At 62.6% G+C, this 24,962-nt stretch carries 21 protein-coding genes; 4 read left to right on the top strand and 17 right to left on the bottom strand.

Annotated elements, in window-relative coordinates; all coding sequences use genetic code 11:
* Positions 1–115 precede the first annotated feature (115 nt).
* Both EC915_RS00850 and EC915_RS00845 read right to left on the bottom strand, forming a co-directional pair.
* Positions 116–1,405, bottom strand: coding sequence for a CoA transferase (locus EC915_RS00850; RefSeq protein WP_372237846.1), 1,290 nt, complete (start codon positions 1,403–1,405; stop codon positions 116–118).
* Between the two features lie 513 nt (positions 1,406–1,918).
* Positions 1,919–2,902, bottom strand: coding sequence for a DMT family transporter (locus EC915_RS00845; RefSeq protein ID WP_133748637.1), 984 nt, complete (start codon positions 2,900–2,902; stop codon positions 1,919–1,921).
* 74 nt (positions 2,903–2,976) lie between these two features.
* Here EC915_RS00845 and EC915_RS00840 point away from each other — a divergent pair, with 74 nt between their 5' ends.
* Positions 2,977–3,831 carry a LysR family transcriptional regulator gene (locus EC915_RS00840; RefSeq protein WP_133748636.1) on the top strand — a complete coding sequence of 285 codons (855 nt, stop codon included), beginning with the start codon at positions 2,977–2,979 and terminating at the stop codon, positions 3,829–3,831.
* Positions 3,832–3,894: 63 nt separating this feature from the next.
* Here the strand turns inward: EC915_RS00840 and EC915_RS00835 are convergent, their stop codons facing one another.
* On the bottom strand, positions 3,895–4,794 hold the full coding sequence (locus EC915_RS00835) for a LysR family transcriptional regulator (protein WP_133748635.1): 900 nt from the start codon (positions 4,792–4,794) through the stop codon (positions 3,895–3,897).
* Between the two features lie 220 nt (positions 4,795–5,014).
* On the opposite strand from EC915_RS00835, the gene EC915_RS00830 reads away from it, so the two are divergent.
* Positions 5,015–5,986: a DMT family transporter gene (locus tag EC915_RS00830; RefSeq protein WP_133748634.1), complete on the top strand. Its 972-nt coding sequence runs from the start codon at positions 5,015–5,017 to the stop codon at positions 5,984–5,986.
* Between the two features lie 48 nt (positions 5,987–6,034).
* On the opposite strand, the gene EC915_RS00825 is transcribed toward EC915_RS00830, so the two are convergent.
* From EC915_RS00825 to EC915_RS00780, 10 genes are all read right to left on the bottom strand, one after another.
* Positions 6,035–6,622, bottom strand: coding sequence for a peroxidase-related enzyme (locus tag EC915_RS00825; RefSeq protein WP_133748633.1), 588 nt, complete (start codon positions 6,620–6,622; stop codon positions 6,035–6,037).
* On the bottom strand, positions 6,619–7,149 hold the full coding sequence (locus EC915_RS00820) for a CMD domain-containing protein (RefSeq protein WP_133748632.1): 531 nt from the start codon (positions 7,147–7,149) through the stop codon (positions 6,619–6,621). Before EC915_RS00820 ends, EC915_RS00825 begins: the two co-directional genes overlap by 4 nt.
* 61 nt (positions 7,150–7,210) lie before the next feature.
* Positions 7,211–8,776 (bottom strand): ABC transporter substrate-binding protein, encoded by a 1,566-nt coding sequence (locus EC915_RS00815; RefSeq protein WP_133748631.1) that lies wholly within the window; start codon positions 8,774–8,776, stop codon positions 7,211–7,213.
* Positions 8,777–8,830: 54 nt separating this feature from the next.
* Complete coding sequence (locus tag EC915_RS00810) at positions 8,831–9,844, bottom strand: ABC transporter ATP-binding protein (RefSeq protein WP_133748630.1); 1,014 nt, start codon at positions 9,842–9,844, stop codon at positions 8,831–8,833.
* Positions 9,834–10,835, bottom strand: coding sequence for an ABC transporter ATP-binding protein (locus EC915_RS00805; protein WP_133748629.1), 1,002 nt, complete (start codon positions 10,833–10,835; stop codon positions 9,834–9,836). The genes EC915_RS00810 and EC915_RS00805 overlap by 11 nt, the downstream gene beginning before the upstream one ends.
* Positions 10,832–11,752: an ABC transporter permease gene (locus EC915_RS00800; RefSeq protein WP_133748628.1), complete on the bottom strand. Its 921-nt coding sequence runs from the start codon at positions 11,750–11,752 to the stop codon at positions 10,832–10,834. The genes EC915_RS00805 and EC915_RS00800 overlap by 4 nt, the downstream gene beginning before the upstream one ends.
* Positions 11,749–12,723: an ABC transporter permease gene (locus EC915_RS00795; protein WP_133748627.1), complete on the bottom strand. Its 975-nt coding sequence runs from the start codon at positions 12,721–12,723 to the stop codon at positions 11,749–11,751. Before EC915_RS00795 ends, EC915_RS00800 begins: the two co-directional genes overlap by 4 nt.
* Complete coding sequence (locus EC915_RS00790) at positions 12,720–14,180, bottom strand: NAD(P)-binding domain-containing protein (RefSeq protein ID WP_133748626.1); 1,461 nt, start codon at positions 14,178–14,180, stop codon at positions 12,720–12,722. Before EC915_RS00790 ends, EC915_RS00795 begins: the two co-directional genes overlap by 4 nt.
* Positions 14,181–14,386: 206 nt before the next feature.
* On the bottom strand, positions 14,387–15,337 hold the full coding sequence (locus EC915_RS00785) for a LysR family transcriptional regulator (RefSeq protein ID WP_133748625.1): 951 nt from the start codon (positions 15,335–15,337) through the stop codon (positions 14,387–14,389).
* Positions 15,338–15,506: 169 nt separating this feature from the next.
* Entirely contained in the window at positions 15,507–16,217 is a 711-nt protein-coding gene (locus EC915_RS00780; protein WP_133748624.1) for a helix-turn-helix transcriptional regulator, read from the bottom strand.
* A 73-nt stretch (positions 16,218–16,290) separates the two neighbouring features.
* On the opposite strand from EC915_RS00780, the gene EC915_RS00775 reads away from it, so the two are divergent.
* Positions 16,291–17,541, top strand: coding sequence for an MFS transporter (locus tag EC915_RS00775; RefSeq protein WP_133748623.1), 1,251 nt, complete (start codon positions 16,291–16,293; stop codon positions 17,539–17,541).
* A gap of 45 nt (positions 17,542–17,586) precedes the next feature.
* Here the strand turns inward: EC915_RS00775 and eutC are convergent, their stop codons facing one another.
* From eutC to eat, 3 genes are read right to left on the bottom strand one after another with little or no spacing between them, the layout of a single operon-like run.
* On the bottom strand, positions 17,587–18,408 hold the full coding sequence (gene eutC, locus EC915_RS00770) for an ethanolamine ammonia-lyase subunit EutC (RefSeq protein WP_133748622.1): 822 nt from the start codon (positions 18,406–18,408) through the stop codon (positions 17,587–17,589).
* 9 nt (positions 18,409–18,417) lie between these two features.
* On the bottom strand, positions 18,418–19,809 hold the full coding sequence (locus EC915_RS00765; protein WP_133748621.1) for an ethanolamine ammonia-lyase subunit EutB: 1,392 nt from the start codon (positions 19,807–19,809) through the stop codon (positions 18,418–18,420).
* Positions 19,810–19,839: 30 nt separating this feature from the next.
* Positions 19,840–21,192 carry an ethanolamine permease gene (gene eat / locus EC915_RS00760; protein WP_133748620.1) on the bottom strand — a complete coding sequence of 451 codons (1,353 nt, stop codon included), beginning with the start codon at positions 21,190–21,192 and terminating at the stop codon, positions 19,840–19,842.
* Positions 21,193–21,683: 491 nt separating this feature from the next.
* On the opposite strand from eat, the gene EC915_RS00755 reads away from it, so the two are divergent.
* A complete protein-coding gene (locus tag EC915_RS00755) occupies positions 21,684–22,754 on the top strand; it encodes an AraC family transcriptional regulator (protein ID WP_133748619.1) in 1,071 nt (356 codons plus the stop codon).
* A gap of 115 nt (positions 22,755–22,869) precedes the next feature.
* On the opposite strand, the gene EC915_RS00750 is transcribed toward EC915_RS00755, so the two are convergent.
* Positions 22,870–24,825 carry a hypothetical protein gene (locus tag EC915_RS00750; RefSeq protein ID WP_133748618.1) on the bottom strand — a complete coding sequence of 652 codons (1,956 nt, stop codon included), beginning with the start codon at positions 24,823–24,825 and terminating at the stop codon, positions 22,870–22,872.
* Between the last annotated feature and the right edge of the window lie 137 nt (positions 24,826–24,962).

Genomic DNA, 24,962 nt, shown 5'->3' with positions numbered 1-24,962 from the left:
TGACTTTCAAACGGAAAAATGCTGCCCACGACCGGCACCGTCGCGAGCAAACTCATTGCGGGGGGGTGTCGTGCAGATTTCTGGACTGAGGCTCACCGGCGCCTGAGGTGTCGCTTCACAGCCATTTTGCCTCGTCGGCCCCCAAGGCACGTCCGGGTAACTCCCAGCGCGTAGGCGAACCCTCGACGTACGCGGCGGGCTTGAGCCGCTGCGCCGGCCCCCAGAATGTGTGTTCGACGCCAATGGCGAAATCCTCGGCGGCGACGGGCGCAAGGGGCGTCTGCGCACCGGCCGGGTATTCCATCAGCAGCCTGGCGGTCCGGGCCAGCGACGCTTGAACCTGGCACCCCTCCCCCGTCGCCAGACGCTGGCTCAGACCGCGCACGGCGGCAGTGGCCATCAAGTACCCGGCGGCGTGATCGAGGGCCTGCACCGGCAGCGGTACAGGTTTATCACTGCCCTGGGCGTGCATGCCGGCGTCGGCAATCCCGGTACTCATCTGCACCAGACTGTCGAAGCCGCGCCGCTCGCGCCATGGGCCGGTCCAACCGTAGGCATTGAGGGAAACATCGACCAGCCCCGGATTGAGCGCACGACGGTAGTCGGCATCGAGCCCAAGATGCGCTAACGCATCGGCTCGATAACCATGCACCAGTACATCGGCTTCGCTGAGCAAACGCTCGAACACCCCGCGCTCTAGCGCCTCGCGCAGGTTCAACCTGGCGCAGCGCTTGCCGAGCACCACTTCCGGCACCGTTCCCGGCTCCTCCCAGCCATGGGGATCAATACGCAGGACCTGGGCACCGAACCCGGCCAGAAAACGCGTAGCCACCGGTCCCGCGAGAATGCGCGTCAGGTCCAGCACGCGCAGGCCTCGCAACGGATGCTCAGGGCTGGCTGCCCAGGAGGGTTTATCCACGGGCGCCGTGAGGGTTCGATGCAGCAAGGGCTCGTTGCCAACGCTCCAGCCTTGCGGGTGCGCGGCCCATTGCTGTGCGGTTCGCATCATGGCCGCGCAACCTTGACGCTCAATGACAGCGCTTTCCAGCGCTGCGGCATCCCAACGCGAGACTGCCTGGGCCACGGCCTCGCGATCAGCGGAGGTACCCAGAACCGCCAGGGCGGCCTGCCAGTGATGGGGAGCGTTGGTGTGCAATCTGATCCAGCCGTCGGCCGCGCGGTAATCTCCCGCCACCGCATCCCATGGCGCCGGCAGAGACCAGCCTTGGGCGCGCAACGAGGTGCCAAACCAGAACGACGCGAGCCGCCGATCCACCACCACTCGTGGCGCAGCGTTTGAGGTGCCGTGAAGCAGTTCGCCGATTGCCAGATGTGCAGCGCCCAGTGCTGCTGTGGCGAAATCCGAGACCGCAAAGCAGGACGGCAGGTCACCCTTGCCCGTCATGCGCACGAGCGACAGATAGTCGGCATCGCCACCTGCAGCCAGCCAGAATGCCCGGAGGAAATCGTCGAAGGTGCTCACTGCTTCCTTACCCTTGCTCATGGCGTTGCCTCTCGTCGTAATACACCTTGATAGCGGATCTTGCGGGCAGCAGGTTCTGCCAGATCACGCCCTGCGCCAATCAGCCTGCTGCAATTAAGATCTGAGTGATACCAACCGTTAATAGCACCAGACCTCTTGCGTCAGGTCAGCGGTGGCGGTTCGGCCGGCTGCAAGCGACTTGAAGCAGCCCTTGCAGGACCCCACGCGACACTACGATAACGTGTTTGCTGTGATCTCTCCTCAAAGCTGTTGCGCGTCATTCCCTTTGTTCTGATGCCACGGCAAACCATGGTGCAGACCGCTCGTGGCATCTACCTGCTGGCGGAAAGGGCTTGGGGTCTGGATATGGCGTCCGATCGGACGTTCGCTGAAGTCACCGATCTCTAACCATCGAGGTGGGCTGACGGCGACATCTCAATGGCCGGCTGAACCGGTAGAGGGAGTCGTCGAAACCGAGTCGCGTGACGCGGCGAAGGTTTGTCGGGCTTCGGTACGCCTGATCAGCCAGATGCCGATTGCGGAAACCGCCATCCCGGCCCCCATCTGCCAGGACAGGGGTTCATCGAACATTGCCCAGGCCCAGAGCAAGGTAATCGGCGGGCTCAGGTACAGCACGCTGGTCACGCGGGTCTCGGTAGTTCGGCGCAGGCAGAGCCAATACAGCCCGTAGCCGCCGAGGGTCGACAGGCCTGTCCACAGCACGCTCAGAGCGAAGCCCGCAGTGGGAATCGGTGCCAGACTGCCTTGGCTGCCCTCGATGGCAGCAAAGGCGAAACTCGAGACAAGGCATTGCAGCCAGAGGTTGGGCACAAGGCTCATCGATTGTGAAGTGCCGGTGCGTCTCTGCCACAACGTCGCCACCGCAAGCGACAACATGCCCGCTGCTGGCAAGGCGTAGGCCCACGGCGGCGCTTTGCCCAGCCCCAGCGCACTATGGCTGACCCACAACACGCCGATCAACCCTACGATCAGCCCCAGCCAGACCTGACGCACCAACCGCTCACCAAGAAACACCGCCGCCAGCAGCGCCATGCCCAGCGGCAGCAGATCCGCGCACAGGGCCGCGAGCCCGGCCGGGACCCCGAGCGTGATGCCTTGGGTCAACCCGGTCAGATACCCTGCCATCGCCAGCAGTCCGATCCCTGCGTGTGTGAGCAGGACGCGACAAGGCGTCTTGAGCAGCGGTTTACCGACGAGGGGCAACAGCAGAAGACAGATCACCACGCAGCGCCAGAACGCCACCAGCAATGCCGGGGCGTAATCGATGGACAAGCGTGCGCCAATGAATCCCGAACTCCACATCAGCAACAGACCGGCCTCAAGCAAGGGCAGCGGGAGGGTCTGATGCCAAGAGCGGCGCGTTATTTCGTCGTGTTGAATCGGAGAAGATTGGCTCATTCCCAAAGCCTACGGAACGGGCGTAATCTAATAAATCAAAATATAGTTGAGCACTCGTTCATCAGGATTGAATTATGTCCGCCATTCTAGAAATCGATCTGTTACGCACCTTTCATGCAGTGGTGCGCATCGGAAAATTCAGAGCAGCAGCCGAGCACCTGCATAAAAGCCCGGCAGCGGTGAGCGTTCATATTCAGCGTCTCGAAAGTGTGGCGGGCGGGCGGCTGTTAAATCGCGATAACCAGTCGATTTCCCTCACTGAACTGGGCAAACGCCTGCTGATCTCGACCGCAGAGCTGTTACGCACACACGATCAGGCCTTGGCTGATCTGCATGGCACTGACCTCGCCGGACGCATCACATTGGGGGTCCCTGACGAATACGCAACCCATGTCATCCGGGAAATTCTGCCGACGTTCGCCGCCGCCTGGCCGAACGTGGTGCTGGAGCTCAAGACGGGGCCCAGTCCTGCACTCAGAGAATGGGTCCAGCGCGACGAATTACAGTTGGCCGTGGTGGCCCAGCAAAAGGGGGACGCTGGCCCGGACAGCCAGGTGTTGATGTCGACCACGCCGGTCTGGGTCGGTCCGAGGAGCACCACTGTGGCGCTCGATGACCCATTGCCTTTGGCCGTCCACGCCGTGCAGTGCTGTTACCGCGAGGCCATGACCGAGTCGCTCAGGATGTCAGGTCGGCGTTCGCGCATCGTGCTCGAAAGCCACTCCAGTCAGGCGGTCAAAGCGTGTGTGGAGGCAGGATTGGCCGTCAGCCTGATCGACCGTGGCAAGGTCACCACGCGCATGCAGATCCTCGAAGGCATGCCAGTGATTGCGGACCATGACATTGTGCTGGTGCGCAGCGCTGCATCGCGTGGGGATGAGGCCGTGGAATTGCTGGCGCGCGCAATGCAGCGCTCTTTTCGGTTGTAGGGAGGCGGCTGCTTGCTTGCAAGCAGCTAACAGTCGGCATCATTCAGCTAAACGATGTCTGCGTCATGTCAGTTCGCTGCACAACCACTCGATCAACAGGTTCACCTGCTCGCGTGGTGTCGGGCCATGACGGCGGTACACCGACAACGCTTCGGCCAGGTGAACGCTCTGGCCGAACGGTGCTATCAGCACGCCACTGTCCAGCATGCGCTGTGAGGTGCGTCGCCAACCCATTGCCAGGCCGTGACCTTCGACCGCTGCGTGCAGCATCAAGGAATAGTGGTCGAACACCAGCCCGCCAGCCTCGGCGGGCAACTGATGACCGAACGTCGCCAGCCAGGTGTCCCATTCCAGTTGATAAGCAGGCAGCGAGTCGTGATGCAGCAAGGTGTGGCTGGCCAACTCATCAAGGCCAATGCAGGTGCGCCCTTGCAGATAAAGCGGGCTGGCGACCGGGAACACCTCGTCGGGCGCCGTGAACAGCAATGGATGCAAGCCATGATCACGATTGCTGCTCTGCATCGCGACGTCGAAATAGCCCTGAAACTCGGTCAGCGGACTGATGCTGGTCACCACCTTCAGGTCGATTGACGAATACTGCTGGTGAAAACTCGAAAGCCGGGGCATCAACCAGTGGAATGCTTCACAAGGCTGACACAGCAGCACCACTTCACTCTTGCGCAAAACCCCTCGAAGGCGATCCGCCGTGCTGGCGACCTCGCGCAATGCATGACTCAGGCTGACGCTCAACTCACGCCCCGCATCGGTAAGAAATACCGCCCGATTGCGGCGTTCGAACAGGCTGATGCCAAGGTCTTGTTCCAACGCCCGAATCTGCCGGCTGACCGCCGCCTGGGTGAGGTTAAGCTCCTCGGCCGCGCGGGAAAAGCTCAGTAACCGGGCGGCTGCCTCGAACGGCAGCAGACTGGCCAGCGGCGGAAGGGATTTGCCGAGCTTATTCATAATCTCCAGTAATGCATGGCAACGAAGACATCATTTGTAGCACAGCGCTGCCGATCGGCAAGATGAACTCATACGCTGGTGACTGCCTTTGTGTGGAGCGAATTCATTCGCGAGACTGAGGTTCATTGGATACGTCTCTTTCGCCCAAGGTTTTCTCGCGAAGGATCCGCCCCCACCGGTATCAATCGCTCCCTGGATCGGGTTTACGCAGGATTCAATCATGACCTCATCGCGCTCGACCCTCCTGCAAGGCGTGGCCTGTGCCGCGCTGGCAACGCTGTGCTGGGCCTGTAACTTCATCGCGCCTTACGTGTTGCAGGGCTACGGCGTTGCCGATTTCATGCTGGTGCGGTTCATCATGGCCGGCGTGCTCGGTGCTGTGCTGCTGCCGTTTTACCGTACTCAACTGCATGGCCTGAGCCCGCGACAATGGCTCACCGGCATGGGGCTCGGCGTGCTGGGTTACCTGGCATATAGCAGTTGCATCGCAGGCGGCGTGATCTACGGTGGGCCGTTGCTAATCGCTGCGTTTATCGGTGCCGTGCCCGTTTTGCAAGCGTTGCTCGGCAACGCGCAACACCGCTCGCTGCGCTGGAGCCAACTGGTGATGCCCATTGGTGCGCTGGGCCTGGGTCTGCTGCTGATCAATCTGGCGCTGCTAAATCCTTCGAGCGGTGCGGCTTTGCAGGTATGGGCCGGCTTGGCGTTTTCCCTCAGTGCAGTGCTGTTATGGCTGTCGTTCAGCGTCATCAATCAAGCGACGATGGAGCATCTGCCCAGCCGGGCCACCGCTGCCTGGACCTGCTTGATGATGATCGGTGCAGGCCTTGCCGCCTCACTGCTGACGTCCGCGGCCTGGGCCACGAATCGGTTGCACTTGCCTGCTCCGGGGATGGCAACGCCAGACGCGCTGCACTTTTACGGCTGGGCCTTGTTGATTGCGCTGTGCTCGTCGGTGGTCGGCGCCTGGGCCTGGAATTTCGCCTCGCAACGCCTGCCGATGGTGCTGTCCGGGCAATTGATCGCACTGGAGTCATTCTTCGCCACGGTGCTCGGACTGGCCTTTCACGGCCGGTGGCCGAGCGCCGCTGAGGCCGTCGGTCTGGCATTGCTCCTGTTCGGAACGGCTTATGCGGTGCGGATCATCCTCGCCCCCACGCCAAACGTCTGCCAACAATCCGCGGGCCGGTGAGGCAGGTGCGGCAGCCGGTTTTGGCCCTTCGGATTCCGCGTTCTGGGGTCAAGCCTGGGGGAACACCGGTTCGCCCAGATTAAGCATCAGGCGATTGGCCCAGGCGAAAATCGAGATCGCGTGAATCAGGTCGAGCACCTGTCCATCGTCCAGGCCATGCTCGCGCAGTGCCTGAATGTGACCGGCGTTCAACGAGGCCGGCTCCAGGGTCAGCTCGATGGAAAACTGAACGATCGCTTTCTCGCGCTCGGTGGTGCCGGCAGTGGCGGGATCAGCGAAGATTTCGCGGATCACGTCGTTGCGCTTGGCCAGTTGTTCGAAGCGCTGCGCATGCACCGACGCGCAGTAGACGCAACGGTTGATGCGCGAAACCACAGTGCTCGCCAGTTCGCGCTCGGCGCGGGAAAGGCCGCCGGGCGCGTACATGATCGCGTTAAAGGCTTGCGAGCGCTGCCGGAGGATGCCCGGGTGGTGCGCCAGGGTCAGGTAGTAGTCCGAGGTCTTGGCCTGAGGGTGGCTTTCCTCCAGCACGGCCAGTTGCTCGGCAGAGGCACTTGCCAGATCGACGGTGGGTAACCAGGCTTTCCAGCCCAGCACCTGATTGGTGAATCCGTTATCGCGAATAACGTCGCTCATTGTGCCTCTCCCGCTGCGCGCAAGGCCCCGAGCCCGGCGGCCAAACGTACCTGATAAGACAAAAACGCAATCAACTGCGCGAGCACGACGATTTCCTCGGTGCTCAGACCTTGCTGCTGCAACGCCTGCAGAGCCTGCTGGTCACCGTGAACCGGTGATTCGATCAGGGTGCGGGTAAAACGCAGGATCGCCGCCAGCCGCGCATCGGCCAGAGCATCGAGCACGCCGGACTCGATGTCGGAACGCAGCACCTTGTCGATGCCCTGCGCCTGCAGTTGGTCGAGGTAATGAGCGGCAAGCAATGGCTGTGGCGTCAGGTAGGCGGCGTAGTAACCCACCCACAGACGCTCGGTCAGCGACAGATTGTTTTCCAGCGCCGGGGCGAAGAACAGCGCCTGGCTGGCCTGGGTCGCCGAGGCGACCTTGTCACGCGCATGGCGAACCGCGTGCAGCGGCGCGCCGGGCTGGATATCCAGCAAGCTGTCGAGCAGGTCGGTGGCGACAGCGGTGGGAGTGGTCGAGGTCATGATGACTCCTGCAAAGTGTCGGGAGTGCCACGGCAACGTGCCGGGCAGCAGCGAGACGGGTTCAAGGTTGCTCGGTGACCATGGTTGCAGCGGTGCGGTCGCTGACCAGTGGCTCGACTTTCAAGCCTTTGCGCGCGGCCCAGATGTTCTGGTAGTGGAACAGCGGGATGATGCCGACGTCGTCGCTGACGACCTTGACCGAGTCCTGAAGGAGGGTGCGACGCTTGGCTTCGTCGAACTCGGCTGTGGCATCGATCAGCGCCTTGTCCACCAACGGGTTGCTGTAATGGCCCCAGTTGGAGGCGCCCTGCCCTTTATTGCTGTCGACGGTGGTCAGGATGTTGGTCAGCGCGTAGGCCGCTTCGCCGGTGCCATTGCCCCAGGCGATCACGCTGATTGCCAGTTCGTTCTTGTTGGCCTTGCCTGCGTACACCGCCCACGGCAGCACTTCAAGCTGGACCTTGACGCCGATTCGCGACCAGAACTGCGCCACCGCCTGCATGGCTTCGGGCGCTTGCGGGTAACGATCGCCCGGCACATGGACGGTCAGCTGGAAACCGTCGGGAAAGCCTGCTTGCGCCAGCAGCTCCTTGGCCTGTTTCGGGTCGTACGGAATGTTTTTGACTTGCGGGTTGTAGCCGAAGGTGTTGGCCGGCATCCACTGGTTGGCCTCGGTCACAGTGCCCTGCATGATGCGCTCGTCGATGGCCTGACGATTGATCGCCAGCGACAGCGCCTTGCGCACGCGCACGTCACGCAACGGGTTCTCGGCCAGCGGCTTGCCGGCGTTGTCGCGAATGAACGCGTTCGGCCCTTGGCGGAAACTCGGCTGGATGATCAGCGCGCGCAAGCCCTGATAGGCGAATACGTTCACCGAGGGTGTCTTGCGCAGCCGCTCGACATCGGTCGGCGAGACCTTATCGATCACATCGACATCGCCGGCCAGCAACGCGGCAGTGCGGTTGGCGGCGTTGGCGATGAAGCGGAAATCCACTTGATCCCAGGTCGGTTTCGCGCCCCAGTAGCTGTCGTTGCGTTCGAACAGGGTGCGATCGCCCGGCACATACGAAACAAAGCGATAAGGCCCGGTGCCAACCATGGCCTTGCCCGAGTTGTAATCGGCGCTGCTAGCAGTGGCGCCCGTGTGGCGGCTGACGATGTAGATCGAATCCACGTCCGGCAGCAGGTTGGCGTTCGGCGTGCGGGTCTTGATGATCAGCGTGTGATCATCCTGGGCCTTCACCGATTCGACCGTGCGCGTGGCGCCTGCATAGGAAGCCACGCTGCCCGGTACGTTGCGCGCACGCTCGAAGGAAAACACGAAATCGTCGGCGGTCAACGGCGTGCCGTCCTGCCATTTGACGTCGTCGCGCAGGTCGAACTGCCAGGTGGTGTCATCCAGCACTTTCCAGCTTTTGGCCAGACCCGGCAGGGTTTTGTCGTCGTGACGATTGACCAGCGATTCGAAAGCGTGCAGCGCCACCGAACGGTCACCGGCATAGTTGTTCAACTGCGGGTCGAGGGAGGAAACCGGGTCGGCGTAACCAATGCGCAGGGTCTGCGCCGAAACGCTGCCAGCCGCAAGAATCAGCGCCGAAGCGATCAATGAACGAACACGTGGTTGCATGGAGATTTCCTTGTACGCAAAGGCAGTGGGCGCGGCGAGCGTCGATGCGCTCGCTCATCGGTAGTCGTTGAGGTGACAGGCACTGAGGTGGTTGGGCGAAACCTCCCTCAGCGCCGGGACTTCTTCGCGGCAGCGCACAGTGGCGTGCGGACAGCGAGGGTGAAAATGACACCCGGCGGGCGGGTTCAGCGGACTGGGGATTTCCCCTTTGATCGCGTCATATCGGGTACTGCGAATATCGAAACGCGGAATCTGCGCCAGCAGCGCCTGGGTGTAGGGATGATTGGCGCGGGCAAACAGGTCATCGACCGAGGCGCTTTCCACCACCCGGCCCAGGTACATCACCACCACCCGGTCGCACAGGTGCTCGACCACGCCCAGGTCGTGGCTGATGAACAAATAGGTCAGGCCCAGTTCATCGCGCAGGTCCATGAACAGGTTAAGGATCTGCGCCTGAATCGACACGTCCAGCGCGGCGACCGACTCATCACACACCAGCAGTTCAGGCTGCACTGCCAGGGCGCGGGCGATGCCGATGCGCTGGCGCTGACCGCCGCTGAACTGATGCGGATAACGCTGGCGCAACTGCGGGCTCAGCCCGGCGCGTTGCAACTGGGCACTGACGTAATCGTCCAAGCCACGCTTGTCGGTCAGGCCATGCAACAGCGCGCCTTCGCCGACGATGCGATCGACCCGCAGCCGTGGATTGAGGCTCGACGACGGGTCCTGAAAGATCATCTGCACTTTCAGGCGCACCGCATGGCGTTGCTGTGCGGTCAGGGTATCGAGAGGCTTGCCGTCCACTGATGCGGTACCGGATGAAACCGGCAGCAGCCCGGCCACCATGCGTCCGAGGGTGGACTTGCCGCAGCCCGACTCCCCCACCAGCCCCACCACTTCGCCGCGATGAATGCGCAGGTCCACCCGGTCCACCGCGTGGGTCACAGGCTTGGGTTTGCTCAGTCGCAGGCGTTGCAGCAGATGCTGCACCGAGTGCTCGGCCGGCACCTTGCCGAACGTCTTGCTGACCTGATCCAACTCGATCAGCGGGATCTGTTCACTGTGCATCGGCGGCTCCGGGGTGAAAGCATCGAACGGTCTGACCGGGTGCGACCTCGCGCATCGGTGGCGCTTCGGCGCAACGTGCAGAGGCCCGCGAACAACGCGGCGCAAACGCGCAACCGACCGGCATCGACAGCAGATCGGGCGCCATGCCGGGGATCTGCCGCAGGCGCTCGCCCCTGCGATTGCGGCTGGGCAGGCTGTCGATCAAGCCTTGCGTGTAAGGGTGCTGCGGGCGGTCCAGCACATCGGCCACCGAGCCCTGCTCGACGATGCGTCCGGCGTACATCACCGCCACATCATCGGCCAGGCCCGCCACCACCGACAGGTCGTGGGTGATCCAGATCAACGAAGTGCCGTGCTCGCGTACCAGCTTCTGCACTTCACTGAGGATCTGCGCCTGAATGGTCACATCCAGGGCCGTGGTTGGCTCGTCAGCGATGATCAGGTCTGGCGAGTGCAGCATGGCGATGGCGATGGCCACGCGCTGGCGCATGCCACCGGATAACTGATGCGGATAGGCACTCAGGCGTTCCTCCGGGCTGGGAATACCCATCAACGCCAGGGTGCGCCCGGCATGCTCCCGGGCTTGGCGCTTGCTCAGCGGACGATGGGCGCGCACCGCTTCGATCATCTGCGTGTCGACCCGCAGCACCGGGTTAAGGGTCATCATCGGGTCTTGAAAGATCATCGCGATGCGGTTGCCCTGCAAGTCGCGCAGCTGCGCAGGCGAGAGCCCGGTGAGGTCGCGGCCCTTGAACAGCACCTGCCCGCCGCTGATGCGCCCCGGCGCGTCGACCAGTCCCAGAATCGAGAAGCCGGTTACCGACTTGCCGGACCCGGATTCGCCCACCAGCCCCAGCACCCGCCCCGGTTCAACGCGCAATGAAACGTCGCGCACCGCAGGCAACACGCCGGCGCGGGTGTAAAACGAGGTGCACAGATTGCGCACGTCGAGCGTCGGAATCGTCGCCACGGACGCTTCAGGCAGGTTCATCGCTGCAACCTCGGATTCAGTACGTCACGCAGACGGTCGCCGACCAGATTGATCGCGACGATGGTGATCAGCAGCGCCAGCCCCGGAAACAGGCTGATCCAGTATTCGTTGCTGAGCATGTACTGAAAGCCGTTGGCGATCAGCAGCCCCAGCGAGGGTTCGGTGACCGGCACCCCCAGGCCGAGGAACGACAGCGTCGCCTCCAGAGTAATGGCGCGGGCGATCTGCAGTGCGCCGATGACGATCAGCGGCGGCAAGCAATTGGGCAGGATGTGGCCGACCACGATGCGCCATGGACCGATGCCCTGACCGCGCGCGGCATCGACGTATTCGCGGCGGCTTTCGGTCAGCGCCTGACCGCGCGCGGTGCGGGCGTAATAGGCCCACTCCAGCAGGATCAGGGTGAGCATGACATTGCCCACGCCCTTGCCCAGCCAGGCGAGGATCATCAGCGCCATGAGAATCACGGGAAAGGACAGCAGCAGGTCCACAAGACGCATGAGCAATGCGTCGAGCCAGCCGCCGACGTAGGCCGAGACCAGCCCCAGCAGCGTGCCGATGACCGCCGCGATCAGCGCCGAGCCGATACCCACCCACAGGCTGATGCGCAGGCCGTACATAATGGCCGAGACCAGATCGCGACCCTGGCCGTCAGTGCCGAGCCAGTAGGTGTAGCCGCTGTCCATGTTGACGCTGCCTGGTGCGAGCCGAGCGTCCAGCACGTTAAGTTGCATCAGGTCGTAGGGGTTCTGCACCACGATCCACGGCGCCAACAAGGCGATCAGCACGATGACCGACAGCACCAGCAGAGCGACCACCGCCGTGGGCGAGCCCATGAACTCGACCGCGACCCGACGCCAGGGCGACTGCGCCTGCAGACGTACAACGTCCGGCACGGCTTTGGAAACGCTATTCATCGGCTGGCCTCGACACGTACACGGGGATCGAGCAGGTAATACAGGCCATCGACGATCAGGTTCAGAACTACGAAAATCACCACGACCACCATCAGATAAGCGACGACCACCGGACGATCCAGGGTGTTGATGCTGTCCAGAATCAGTTTGCCCGCGCCCGGCCAGGAAAAGATGCTTTCGGTGACCACCGCATAGGCGATGGTCGAGCCCAATTCCATGGCTAGCACGGTGACCACCGGAATCATGGTGTTGCGCATGACGTGCATGCACATCACCCGCATCGGCGACAGGCCCTTGGCCCGTGCGAACTTGACGAACTCCTGGGGCAGCACCTCACGCACACCGGCTCGGGTCAGGCGCAGCACCAGGGAAATCTTGAACAGCGCCAGATTCAGCGCAGGCAGCAATAAGTGCTGCAAGCCATCGAGCGTCAGCCACGACCACTGCACGCCGAGCAGTTCACGCGTAGCGCCGCGACCGCTTGCCGGCAGCCAGCCGAGCTTGATTGAAAACAGCATGATCATCATCAGGGCGACCCAGAACGCCGGCAGGGAAAAGCCCACGATGCTGCTGGCCATCATCAAGCGCGACAATGGGTGATCGGGGTAGGTCCCGGCGAACATGCCCAGCGGTACGCCGATCACCACCGCCAGAAACAGGGCGCTGAACGCCAGCTCGAACGTCGCCGGCAGGCGCTGCAGAATCAGGCGCATGGCGTCTTCGTGATAAACGAAGCTCTGGCCGAGGTTGCCGTGAACAGCCCCCTGAAGAAACAGCAGATACTGCTGCCACAAAGGTTTATCCAGCCCCAGGTGAGCGATGGCCTGCAAGCGTTCGGCCTGGTTCAGGTCCTCGCCCACCAGAATGTCCATCGGATTGCCGATGGCGTTCAGGCCGATGAACACCACCAGCGTCATCAACAGAATGACCAGCAGCGACTGGGCCAGCCGTCGTACTGTCCAGCCGATCATGTACGCAACTCGTCGGCGCCCGGTTGGCTGGCCACCCACTCATCACCCAGCAGTTCGGGTTCGGCGTACTGCTGCATGGCCTCGAAATGCTGTTCGATGTCTTCGTTGAACAGCTGCCCGGCCAATGCGTGAGCGAGCCGTTTGGAGCCTTCGCTGATCGCTGGAATGTCCCCGGACACCGCGCCATAGCTCAACGCAGCGGGATAACTGAAACAGTGGATATGGTTCAGGCCCGGGCAGGCGCCGGGCGTCTTCTCCTGAAACTCAAAGCCGTTGCCCAGGTCCGGAAGCTCAGCCAGTTCGGCGTCCGCTTCGTCGGCAGGCGCCTGAAAACGATCCCGCCAGACACGAATCTGCGACGAGAACGGGGCAAACTCCGGACGCAGCGCAAAGTCGGTACGAAAGCCGGTGGCGAACACCACAAAGTCTGCCTCGATGCGTGCGCTGGGCGTTTGCAGGTACACCCCGCCGGCTGGATTTTCTTGCAACGACAGCACCGGGGAATTCAGCAGAAAGCGTGCTTTGCCCGAACGCGAGACGCGCAGCGTGCTGCCCCTGGGCGGCGGCACTTGCTGGGTATTGAGGTAGTTGCGAATGCGCCATTTCCACGCATCGGGCAGGCGCCAGTAGCCGTGGGTCATGCCGGGGTTTCCCGCGCCCTTGCCTTTGTTGATGCGTGGCAGCTCGGCGCGGCGAATCAGCAGGTCGACGCGCGTTGCACCGGCCTCCAGTGCGGTGGCAGCGCTGTCCATTGCCGATGCCCCGCCGCCAATCACGGCAACCCGCTTGCCTGCGAACCAGCCGTCCTGCAGACCGTCCGCCGAATGCGCCCACAGATGACGCGGCACTTGCTGCGCGAACGCCGGGACCCAGGGGCCACCTAGACCATCGCGCCCCGTGGCGAGGACCACATGCCTGGCGAGCAGATGGAGCGGCTGCCGTGCCGTTTCCACGTCCAGCTCGACGATTCCGTCCGCTCGCGGAGCAACACGGGCCACACGGTGCTCGTTGCGCACATCCAGCGCCAGCACCCTGCGATACCAGCGCAGGTATTCGGCCCATTGCAGACGAGGGATCTTGTCCAGCGCGGCCCAGCCGTCAGCGCCGAACTGCGCCTCGAACCAGGCGCGAAAGGTCAGCGCAGGCAAGCCCAGGGCCGGGCCGGTGAGCTGTTTGGGCGAGCGCAGGGTTTGCATGCGAGCGGTGGTCGCCCAAGGGCCTTCAAAACCGGTAGCGGCCTGATCGAAAATCACCGCAGCCACCCCAAGATGACGCAGCTCTGCCGCCAGCGCCAGACCGGCCATGCCCCCGCCAATAATCGCCACGTCCAGCACCGGAGTGCCTTCGCTGACACGCTGCTTGACCCACGGGTTGGCAGGCAGGTCGAGCCAGGCCAGATCCTGGCGCAAGCGCGCCTCCAGAGCCTCGAGGCCAGCAGGTGGAGTTACATCGGACATAGTGGGTACTCGGCGTGGCGGTCGAGGGAAGTGCTCGACGCTTGACTCTAATCACTTCAAAAAGCGTTCCAGAATTTCAAAAATTGAATTCATAAAGGCTTTGAATGCTGAAACCGAATACTAAAAGGCGCTTTTTATTCTCGCAACGCGCAAAAAAGCATATTGATATTCCTTAAGGGAATTAGTGAGACGGAAATGCCATCAAACTATTCGGCGTAGATGCTCTGCAACAGCGCATCGTGAGCACCGGCTTCATGCATCACCATCTCCGGCAGCAAGCGCTTGGCTGAGCTTGCGATCTCATCGATCAGCGCCCGCGCGACGTCTGATAACGGGCTGGCGAACGCCGAAATCAGACCAAAGAAAAACGGGACATTGCAGGCGATTGGCCGGACCACGACACCCTCCAGCGGCACCCCGATGGCCGTGAACGGATCGACCAGCGCGACGCCCAGCCCGACCCTGGCCATCTGCATGGCGATCAATGAGGTGTTGGTGTCCAGCATGCGCGGCGCCTTGCCGCCCGCATCGTGAAAGGCCTTGTCGATGCGCCGCCGGAAACGGTAGGGATTGGCCATGGTGATCAGGGTCTGCTCCACCAGTTGCTCCATGGACAATATCGGATGGGCAGCCAGCGCCGAGTCAGCGGGCAAGACCGCAACACAGGGCGCCTCACCGATCCAGTGGATGTCCAGACCGCGATGTTCCAGCGGCAGGCTGACGGCGCCCAGGTCCATGGTCTTGGTCAGCACCGCCTGCACCACGTTTTCCGGCGACATGCTCTGCAGTTGGATCTGCTGCGGGCGCAGGTTGTCCGGCAGGCGCGACAGAGCGCTGGGTAACAGGCCTAACGCCAGCGCGGAGATCGCCACCAGCTTGATCTGATGGTTTTCCTCCTGAGCGATGTGCTGCGCACGCTGACGGATATTGCGAACCCCCAGCAGCGCGCTTTCGACCTCGCCATACATCATGAAAGCCTTGTGCGTCGGGGTGACCTTCGGCCCGCTGCGCTCGAACAACGCAAAACCCAGTTCCTGCTCCAGCTCTTGAATGACCCGCGTCACCGACGGTTGAGAGCGGCCAAGCATTTTCCCCGCAGCAGTTACGCTGCCCGCCGACATCACAGCAGCAAAAGCTTCCAGCTGACGCAGATCCATAAGTACGCCTTACACAAATCAGAAACGAAGGGACCAGCGCTGAGCGGTCCCGAGGGTCGGGCGAAAGTCTACACGCAGTCTTGGACCTGGCGCTCGCGGCAATCCGCGGGCTGACTCTGCGCGTGGGTTCGGTGACGCCCCACACCTGCGACACCTGCAGGGCCGCCTCTCACTGCGCGGCCACCGTGATCGAGCGCTGCAGCCCGAAGGTTTTCGCAAGGCTCGCTGTACCTTTGGCAGTCACGCTGAGCGCTCTGGAATACAGATGGCGCGTGACCCAGCCGCGTTTGAGCATCAGCTCAAGCAACGCCGCGCCCACCGCACCGCCGATGTGCGGCGCGCGCTCGCTCCAATCCATGCAGGGGTAGGCCAGACGCCGTCGCTGCTGGGCTACGGCGTCAACGTCGATCCCCAGACTGTTCAGCAGATCCGCCCCTTGGTCGGTCAGCCTGTAATCCTTGCCGCTGAGCTCAATGGCGCCGCCGCCCAGCAGCGCGTCATGCAGGCGCACGGCAATTTCGCCGGCGCAATGGTCGTAACAGGTCCGGGCGTGTTTCAGCGCAGAGGGGGTGCTGGGCCTGAACGGCGCCGCGCTGTGGTCGCTGATCGACAGCAACGCTTCCAGCGCACGTGCTACTTGGGCATTGGCCAGCCGGTAGTAACGATGGCGTCCTTGCACGTGCCTCTCCACCAAACCTTGCTCGCGCAAACGCGCGAAGTGGCCGCTGGCGGTCGAGGCACCTATGTCGGCCAACGCGGCCAGCTCGGTGGCCGTGCGCGCACAGCCGTCCAGCAGCGCGCAGAGCATGCGCGAACGCGCCGGGTCGGCAATCGCCCCGGCCACCGCCGCCAGTGAAAGATCCGCAATGTCTGCATCCATGGTTCAGCCAATCCCGAAGTGTCCGCGTACAGGCTCGCCATACTGCGGCCAAACCCTCCAAAGAGAAATACCCATGAGTCAACCGAGTTTTTTTGGCCGCAACGTGGTGGCTGCAACGTTTGTGATGGCGGCCTTCGGCTGGGGCATCGGCTTCTATGGCCCGCCGATTTTCCTGTACGCGGTGATGCAACGGACCGGCTGGTCTTTGGCGATGTGCTCGGCTGCGGTGACGGTGCATTTTCTGGCCGGCACCGTGATCGTAGTGAACTTGCCGGCCCTCTATCGACGTGTCGGTCTGCCTCGGACCACCGTCACCGGAGCCATCGTGCTGGCTTTGGGCGTTTATGGCTGGTCAGTTGCCGAGCAGCCTTATCAGCTGTTCGTGGCCGCCTTACTCAGCGGGTTCGGCTGGGTGACGATGGGCGCCGCGGCGGTCAATGCGATCATCGCCCCATGGTTCGTGAACAAGCGTCCAGCCGCGTTGGCAATGGCCTATAACGGCGCAAGCATCGGCGGTGTGGTTTTTTCGTCGGCCTGGGTGTGGATGATCAACCAGTTCGGCTTTCAACGGTCGGCCATCGGCGTGGGGATTGTGAGCATCACGGTCATTGCGACGCTGTGCTGGAAGGTATTTCGCGTTCAGCCGCAGCAGTTGGGTCAGTACCCCGACGGTAACGCTCAAGTATTGCCGCAAACGGTACAAGCGCCGACCGGTTCAGCGATACCGTTGCGGGGTAATCGGCAGCTCCTGACGTTGTCGTTGGCGATGTCTCTGGGGCTGTTCGCGCAGATCGGCCTGATCAGCCAGTTGTTCGTGTTGCTGGTGGGTCACATCACGCAAGCGCAGGCCGGGCTGGCGATGGGCCTGGCAACCGCGAGCGCTATCGCCGGCAGGCTGTTGTCCGGCCGGTTGATGTCGCCGACCACCGACCGTCGCACCGCTGCCTGCGTCAGCTATGGCTGCCAATGGCTGGGTTGCCTGACACTGATGGGGATCAGCTTGAGCCCGGTGTTTCTGTGGCCCGGCATGATGCTGTTCGGCCTGGGCATCGGCAACGCCACATCGTTGCCGCCGCTCATTGTCCAGTCGGAGTTTCCGCGCCAGCAGGTCATTGGCGTGGTGACCTTGATCGTCGCCATCGCTCAGGGCTGCTACGCGTTCGCCCCGGCATTCTTCGGCAGCGTTGAAACGCTGGTTGAGGGTGCGCACGGTGAGTTATGGGTACTGGCGATAGCAGGAGGGCTTCAGGGACTGGCAATAATTGCCCTGCACCTGGGACGCCAATCTTTGGTCCGGGCAGCGGGTATGACCCGGCGCGCCTGATGCTCACCCGTCTGGCAGCGCAGTGGACAGTTGCGATCAGATTCGTCACCCGCCGAGGAGGAAATTCCCGGGCCGTGCTTCTTCACCCGCTTCCAGCACGGGCACATGCGCTTCGTCCTTGAGGCTTACGCCTGACAATTGTCGACGCCAGGCCTCGCGCATCAGGTACAGCAACGTGTGCGCGGCCATCGCATAACTCATGCCTTCAAGCCGTACATTGGAGATGCAGTTACGTGCCGCGTCGTTCAAGCCCACGCGGGGAGCGAAGGTGAAGTACAGGCCCAGGCTGTCCGGCGAGCTGAGGCCGGGGCGCTCGCCGATGAGGATCACCACCATGCGGCATTTGAGCAGCGCGGCGACTTCATCGGCCACCGCAACCCGGCCCTGCTCCACCAGCACCACCGGTGCCACGCTCCAGCCTTCGGCCGCTGCCAACTGATCGATGCGCTCAAGCATCGCCGGGCTGTGACGCTGTACTGCCAGTGAAGACAAACCGTCGGCGACCACCACAGCCAGATCGAAACCCTCGGGATGGGCCTGGGCGTAATCGCGCAAATGCGCGACCGAATCCTGTGACAAGCGCCGCCCCAGATCAGGCCGTTGCAGGTAGGTATTGCGATCAGGCGCCGAGCTGTGGACGGTGAGGGTTTCGCGCTGGCGGCCCGCCAGTTGCTCACTCAACGCCGCGTGATCGAAGGGCAGATGCACCGCGTCCCGGGCCTGCGCATGGGCAAACTGGAAATCCAGCTGCGCGCTGGTCGGCAGGCTGGTCCCGGCATGACCCAACGCGATGCGCGCCGAGGTCAGCGAACGCAACTGGCGCCAGGCATCGACCTGAGCGGGTGTTTTGCTGTGGTCGTCACTCATCGCCCATCCTCATTTCAACTGCGCCAGTGCCTGGCGGAAGAGCGGCGGCACTCCCTGCCCCAACCGCACGCCGCCGTCATCCTGGCGCAGAATGTCCATGCGTGTCAGCCACGCTTCGAACTCCGGGGCCGGACGCAGCCCAAGGGTCTTGCGCGCGTAGAGGGCGTCGTGAAACGAAGTGGTCTGGTAGTTGAGCATCACGTCGTCAGAACCGGGAATGCCCATGATGAAATTGATTCCCGCCACCCCGAGCAGGGTCAGCAACACGTCCATGTCGTCCTGATCGGCTTCGGCGTGGTTGGTGTAACAGATGTCGCAACCCATGGGCACGCCCAGCAGCTTGCCGCAAAAATGGTCTTCCAGGCCCGCGCGGATGATCTGCTTGCCGTTGTACAGGTATTCCGGGCCAATGAAGCCGACCACCGTGTTGACCAAAAACGGGTTGAAATGCCGCGCGACCGCATAGGCGCGGGCTTCGCAGGTTTGCTGATCGACGCCATGATGGGCGTTGGCCGAGAGCGCACTGCCCTGCCCCGTTTCGAAGTACATCAGGTTGTTGCCCAGCGGCCCGCGATTCAGGCTCAGGCCCGCCTCATACCCTTCGCGCAGAATCTCCAGGCTGATGCCGAAGCTGCTATTGGCCTGCTCGGTGCCGGTGATGGACTGAAACACCAGGTCAACCGGCACACCTTTTTCGATGGCCGTCACCGACGAGGTGACATGGGTCAGCACGCAGGCCTGGGTGGGAATGTCGTAGTGACGGATGACCCCGTCGAGCATCTTCAGCAATTCGCTGATAGCGCTGACGCTGTCGGTGGCCGGGTTGATGCCGATCATCGCGTCGCCATTGCCGTAGAGCAGACCGTCGAGGACGCTGGCGGCAATGCCCGCGGGATCATCGGTGGGGTGGTTGGGTTGCAGGCGGGTCGACATCCGTCCGCGCAGGCCCACGGTGTTGCGAAAACGCGTCACCACGCGAATCTTCTGCGACACCAGCACCAGATCCTGCACGCGCATGATTTTCGACACTGCGGCGGCCATTTCCGGTGTCAGCCCCGGCGCCAGGGCCTTGAGGCTGGCCCCGGTGGCATCGTCGCCCAGCAGCCAGTCGCGGAACCCGCCGACAGTCAGGTGGCTGACCGTGCTGAACGCCGCACGATCATGGCTATCGACGATAAGGCGCGTGACCTCGTCCTCTTCGTAGGGGATCAGCATTTCGTTGAGAAAGCGCTTGAGCGGCACGTCGGCCAGGGCCATTTGCGCCGCCGCACGCTCGGCATCACTGCTGGCGGCGACCTCGGCCAGGAAATCGCCAGAGCGTGCAGGACTGGCCTTGGCCATGAGTTCGCGCAGGCTGTCGAACCGCCAGACCATGCCACCGATGCTGTGGGCGAAGCTCATGGGCAACCTTCCTTCTCTCGATCCCGTTGATTAACCGGCGACTGCGAACACCGGACCACGACTGCGTACCACCTTGCAGAACAGTGCACCCACCGCCATCAGGCAAACAAAGATGCCGCAGATCAGCAGATTGAACCAGACCATCGCTACCAGACAGACCACCGCCAGCACCAGCGCGATGCCCGGCACGATTGGATAGCCCGGGGCGCGGAAGCTGCGCTCAAGGTTCGGCTCGCTGCGGCGCAGTTTGAACAGACTGAGCATGCTGATGATGTACATCACGATAGCCCCGAATACCGACATGGTGATCATCGCAGCGGTCAGGGTCATGCCCTGCAGATTGATCAGGCCATCACTGAGGATCGCCGCGATACCGATCACTCCACCGGCGATGATCGCGCGGTGCGGGGTCTGGAAGCGCGACAGTTTGGCCAGGCTCGGCGGCAGGAAACCCGCCCGCGCCAGGGCGAAGAACTGACGGGAGTAGCCGAGGATGATGCCATGGAAACTTGCTACCAGCCCGAACAGGCCGATCCACACCAGCATGTGCATCCAGTTGGAGTTGTTGCCCACGACGGCTTTCATTGCTTGTGGCAGCGGGTCGTTGATGTTTGAAAGGGTGCGCCAATCGCCGACACCACCGGCAAAGATCATCACGCCAATCGCCAGCACCACCAGGGTCAGAATGCCCGCCACGTAGGCGCGGGGAATGGTGCGTTTCGGGTCCTTGGCTTCTTCGGCGGCCATGGCGGCGCCTTCGATGGCGAGAAAAAACCAGATCGCGAACGGAATCGCCGCGAAGATGCCGCTGATCGCCGGCAGGCTAAAGGTGTCGGAACCGGCCCAGCCGCCCAGCACGAAGTTGCTGAAGCTAAAGCCCGGCGCCACCACGCCCATGAACACCAGCAGTTCGGCCACCGCCAGCACCGTGACCACCAGCTCGAATGTCGCGGCAATGCTGACACCGAGGATGTTCAGGGTCATAAACACGATGTACGCGCCGATGGCTGCGATGCGCGGGTCCAGTGACGGGAATTGCACGTTGAGGTAGGCGCCGATGGCCATGGCGATCGCCGGTGGCGCGAAGACGAATTCGATCAACGTCGCAAGGCCGGCGATCATCCCGCCCCTGACACCGAAAGCACGCAGGCTATAGGCGAACGGCCCTCCTGCATTGGGGATGGCAGTGGTCAGTTCGGTAAAGCTGAAGATGAAGCAGGTGTACATCACCGCCACCATCAGCGTGGTCACCAGAAAGCCCAGGGTACCTGCGGTGCCCCAGCCGTAACTCCAGCCGAAGTACTCGCCGGAAATCACCAGGCCCACGGCCAGCCCCCACAGGTGCAGGGTTCCCAATGTCGGTTTGAGTTGTGAAACAGTCATGTCTGTGCACCCCGGTAGCCAAGCGACGGTATTTGCCTGACGCCGAGCATAGCCACCGCTGTACGACCAAGGCTTGACCGTGCGAAGCGTGTTTTGTCCTGTGCGGTCAAGTTTTGCGGGCGTTGGCACGTGGTGCGCGATGCTGGCGCACGGATCGGAAGACTTGCGTTATTACAGGTCATGATTGAGGCCGCTTGCCATCCCGGCATCAAACGCTGCGCTGGCCGAGTGGGTCGTTGAGTAGCAGATACGTTGCGCGCTCTGCCGCCCTTTTCGACAGCGAATCATCTGTGCAGGTAAGCCTGCTCACGAAGAGGTCCGTACATCCGACACCTCATTAGGCCTGCGCCAGAGCATTCGCGCGCAAGCTCGCGCCCACAGGTTCGGGCAACCAGTGGCGCCACGGCCGATCACCGAGGAGTTTTCGCCGGAAAAAGGTATGACATTTGCTTGAATAAAATTCATACAGACCGTTAAGGCCGTTTACCCCGATGCTTCAGACCCTCATCCCCAACGCTGTTCCCAGCAACGCCGCCAGTAATCGCGGTGTATTGTCGGCTGCCGCCAACGGTCTGGACGGCTTCATCGTGCAACACGGCGGCGACCTGGACCACGTCTTCGGGCGCTCCGGCATCGACCCCGAGCAGTTGCTGCACCCAACCCTGAGCCTGCCGCTGACCAATTACTGCAAGGTCCTGGAAGAGGCGGCACGGCAGACGGGCTGCGATAATTTCGGCCTGCGCTACGGGCAACAGTTTCAGCCTCAGGCCCTGGGTTTGCTGGGCTACATCGGCCTGTGCTCGCCGACGCTGGAAGCCGCGCTGATCAACTTCTGCGCCGCATTCCCCTTCCACCAGCACAGCACGCTGATCGAACTGGTGGATATGGGAGAGTGTTACCGCTTCGACTATCAGGTGCGGCACGGCGCAATCAACGAGTGCCGTCAGGATGCCGAGTTGACCTTGGGCATGGCGTTAAATCTGGTGCGCCACGTACTCGGCCACGACTGGGCGCCTCGGCAGGTCGCCTTCGACCATGCAAAGCCACAGGACTGGCACGAGCACCGCGATGCCTTTCGGGCCGATGTGCAATTCGCGCAAGGCTGCAATTACCTGCTGATCCCCAAATGCGATCTGGTCGACAAGGTCATGCCCGGCAGCGACCCGATCCTGCTGATGCTGATCAAGGACGCGATCCGCCAGTTGGGCGAGAACGGCAGCGGCCTTGGCAGTGAAACCGGCCTGCTCGACCGCGCCCGCCAGATCATCGTCGCCAGCCTCCCTCTGGGCGAACCGGTGCTGGAGCAGATTGCTCATCATCTGGGCCTGTCCGAATGGGCCCTGCAACGCAAGCTGCGCGACCATGGCTTGAGCTTCACGCAACTGGTCGACCAGATTCGACAGGAATCGGCCCTTGCCCACTTAAAGCGACAGAGATTGAGCATCACCCAACTGGCCTCGATGCTGGGCTACTCGGAAACCAGCGCCTTCTCCCGTGCCTTCAAGCGCTGGTTCGGGGTCAGTCCGAAGCAGTGGCGCAGCGCGGCTGTCGTCACTCAATAAATCCGGAGGTTACGACCGCAGCGAAGGCGTCGGGTCAGCTGGATAAGTCGCCTGCCACGCTCGCACCCGTGCAACCCGAACCCGCAGCAAGCCAGCGCCTACACATTTATGCCGGTTACCCCTCCTTGCGCCCGATGTCCTGCAGCCAGTCATTCAAATTTCCCGGCAGCAGCAACTCATGCCGCGCACGGGAGCTGGCGGTATAGAGCAGTGAGCAGACGCTGGCCAGGGAATGGGGTGAACCGCTACGCGGCGGGCGCATCAGGTCGCGGGACAGCAGGACGGTATCGAACTCCTGATTTTTCACATCTTCGACCTTCGCCAGCTTGATGATCGCGCCCGGCTCACCACAAAAGCGCTGCAAAGCCTCGCTGAAGTCCTGCTCGGTGTTGCCCTGCCCCAGCCACTCATGCACAGCCTTGAATTCATGACTGCCACCCATGGCCGAGGCCAGCGCGTCCCAGTGGGTGTAGCGGAAGATCAGCCGGTGTTGAGGACGCAAATCCTCGCGATACAGCAGCACCAGTCCCTTGACGAACAACGACAGGTTCTGAGCGGTGGCGGGCGGCAACTGGAAGCGTGCACCCGCTTCGGTCAGACGCTTGAACCAGGCAAAAAGGCCCCATTCGTTGGCAACAAGAATGGTGGTCGGCCGCTCTGGGATGGGCATGACGCTGTGGCCGATGATGCGCGTCGGGTGAGGTGCTCGGCCGACGAAACCCTCCTTGATATCGCTGGGGTGCAACTGGATCAAAGGGTTCAGCACTTCGGCCATTTGCCGTCCGGCGCGAATGGACTGGGTCATGAAGCGCTGACGGATGCTGCCACCGTGCCGCGGAGCCTTGCCACTGAGCTGCTGGAACTCATCGCCCAGGGTGATCACCGCCTGTGGACTGCGATCCAGGATCTGCACCATGGGAGCCGTCAGTTCATGGCTTTCGTCGATGATGATGTGGGTGAAGTTTTCAAACACCACGTCGCGGGTCAGCGACAGGAACTTGATGCGATGACTGTTGCGTACCGGCAAACGAATCTGCGGCGCCGAAGGCCGGACCGTTTCGCGCCACAGCAGGCGGCTGTACTCCAGCAACATGGCAATGTCGGCCTGGCTGGCGGCATAGCCCAGTGACGGCAAATGCCGCGCTTCGAGGGTCGGCAGAGGCGAGAGGCAGAAGCTGTAGACCGCAGTGCGGCAGACCCAGGCCACCTGGCGAGGTGGCAGGCTGCCGACGTTTTGCAGCTGCAGCCACTCGACGATTTGCTGATCGCAGACCAGCGAATCGGCCCCAGTGCGCTGCCTGCCCGTGTTGCGCCAGCCGGCCGACGTCTGGTCCCGGTTAAGCAACAGGTTGGCCATATGGCCAAAGGTACAAGCGTGCAACTTGCGACCGGGGTCGCTTTGCCGGATGCGGTCTTTCAGCGCCGTGACCTGTTGCGGGTAGGTGGCCATCAGCAGAGTCGTGTCGGTCGGCAGGGTTTCGAAGAACTTGGCCAGCAGAAACGTCTTGCCCACCCCGGCATAGGCCTGCAGGTGGAAAGACTCATCCTGACAGCTACGAAATTCATCGAAGATCCGGCTTTGCTGATCGCTCAGGTGCAACACGTCGCCCGTGGTCAAAACGATCTCGCGGGTCAGCGGTTCGAGGGTCTGACGGTGGCGTTTGCCAAAGCCGAAATCCCAATGCCCCTCTTCATCGAGGTAGTGGCGATCCTGGACCTGGTGCTCTTCCAACAGACTGATGCCGGCGATCTCCAGCACTTGCAGGGCGTCGGCCAGATGCGCGGGATCAAAGCGTAGCCGCAACAGATCGGCCAACGTGCCCCCGGCCTCTTCCATCGACTTCGCCGTGCGCATCACGTCGTCGAGCATGCGCTCCAGCTTCTCGATGGGGGTGTTGTGCAGGACCAGTGATTTGAGGTTGAGCAGCAGCATCAGTGCGGCAAGCTGAGCGCGTGTCGCTGTCTGCAGAAAATCGTCCAGCGACCCGCCCGCCGCCAGCGCCCGCGCATCCTCTTCGGTCAAGGGTAGAAACAGTGAGGGCGGTGGAGCGAACGGAGCTGAAGAACTCATTGCGGGGGAATTGTCCTGATGCACGCGGGCGTGGGGCACGAAAGCGAAAGAGACCGACAGCTTACTCCTCAATCGATTCTGCCGCAGTCGTTGATGCCCTCAGCCTGCGCCACCGGCGCTGCTTGTTCTGCCCGGAG

It is taken from the genome of Pseudomonas sp. LP_7_YM (assembly GCF_004364435.1).
In the GTDB taxonomy this organism is placed as follows: Bacteria; Pseudomonadota; Gammaproteobacteria; order Pseudomonadales; family Pseudomonadaceae; genus Aquipseudomonas.
This window is presented reverse-complemented; position numbering and strand designations above follow the sequence as displayed.

Coding starts and splice junctions, on each gene's coding strand:
- EC915_RS00825 (WP_133748633.1), bottom strand. CDS start 6,622: ATGAGCGACGTTATTCGCGATAACGGATTCACCAATCAGGTGCTGGGC.
- EC915_RS00755 (WP_133748619.1), top strand. CDS start 21,684: ATGCTTCAGACCCTCATCCCCAACGCTGTTCCCAGCAACGCCGCCAGT.
- EC915_RS00780 (WP_133748624.1), bottom strand. CDS start 16,217: ATGGATGCAGACATTGCGGATCTTTCACTGGCGGCGGTGGCCGGGGCG.
- EC915_RS00795 (WP_133748627.1), bottom strand. CDS start 12,723: ATGATCGGCTGGACAGTACGACGGCTGGCCCAGTCGCTGCTGGTCATT.
- EC915_RS00805 (WP_133748629.1), bottom strand. CDS start 10,835: ATGAACCTGCCTGAAGCGTCCGTGGCGACGATTCCGACGCTCGACGTG.
- EC915_RS00810 (WP_133748630.1), bottom strand. CDS start 9,844: ATGCACAGTGAACAGATCCCGCTGATCGAGTTGGATCAGGTCAGCAAG.
- EC915_RS00790 (WP_133748626.1), bottom strand. CDS start 14,180: ATGTCCGATGTAACTCCACCTGCTGGCCTCGAGGCTCTGGAGGCGCGC.
- EC915_RS00835 (WP_133748635.1), bottom strand. CDS start 4,794: ATGAATAAGCTCGGCAAATCCCTTCCGCCGCTGGCCAGTCTGCTGCCG.
- EC915_RS00820 (WP_133748632.1), bottom strand. CDS start 7,149: ATGACCTCGACCACTCCCACCGCTGTCGCCACCGACCTGCTCGACAGC.
- EC915_RS00815 (WP_133748631.1), bottom strand. CDS start 8,776: ATGCAACCACGTGTTCGTTCATTGATCGCTTCGGCGCTGATTCTTGCG.
- EC915_RS00750 (WP_133748618.1), bottom strand. CDS start 24,825: ATGAGTTCTTCAGCTCCGTTCGCTCCACCGCCCTCACTGTTTCTACCC.
- EC915_RS00785 (WP_133748625.1), bottom strand. CDS start 15,337: ATGGATCTGCGTCAGCTGGAAGCTTTTGCTGCTGTGATGTCGGCGGGC.
- EC915_RS00800 (WP_133748628.1), bottom strand. CDS start 11,752: ATGAATAGCGTTTCCAAAGCCGTGCCGGACGTTGTACGTCTGCAGGCG.
- EC915_RS00775 (WP_133748623.1), top strand. CDS start 16,291: ATGAGTCAACCGAGTTTTTTTGGCCGCAACGTGGTGGCTGCAACGTTT.
- EC915_RS00765 (WP_133748621.1), bottom strand. CDS start 19,809: ATGAGCTTCGCCCACAGCATCGGTGGCATGGTCTGGCGGTTCGACAGC.
- EC915_RS00850 (WP_372237846.1), bottom strand. CDS start 1,405: ATGACGGGCAAGGGTGACCTGCCGTCCTGCTTTGCGGTCTCGGATTTC.
- eutC (WP_133748622.1), bottom strand. CDS start 18,408: ATGAGTGACGACCACAGCAAAACACCCGCTCAGGTCGATGCCTGGCGC.
- EC915_RS00830 (WP_133748634.1), top strand. CDS start 5,015: ATGACCTCATCGCGCTCGACCCTCCTGCAAGGCGTGGCCTGTGCCGCG.
- EC915_RS00840 (WP_133748636.1), top strand. CDS start 2,977: ATGTCCGCCATTCTAGAAATCGATCTGTTACGCACCTTTCATGCAGTG.
- eat (WP_133748620.1), bottom strand. CDS start 21,192: ATGACTGTTTCACAACTCAAACCGACATTGGGAACCCTGCACCTGTGG.
- EC915_RS00845 (WP_133748637.1), bottom strand. CDS start 2,902: ATGAGCCAATCTTCTCCGATTCAACACGACGAAATAACGCGCCGCTCT.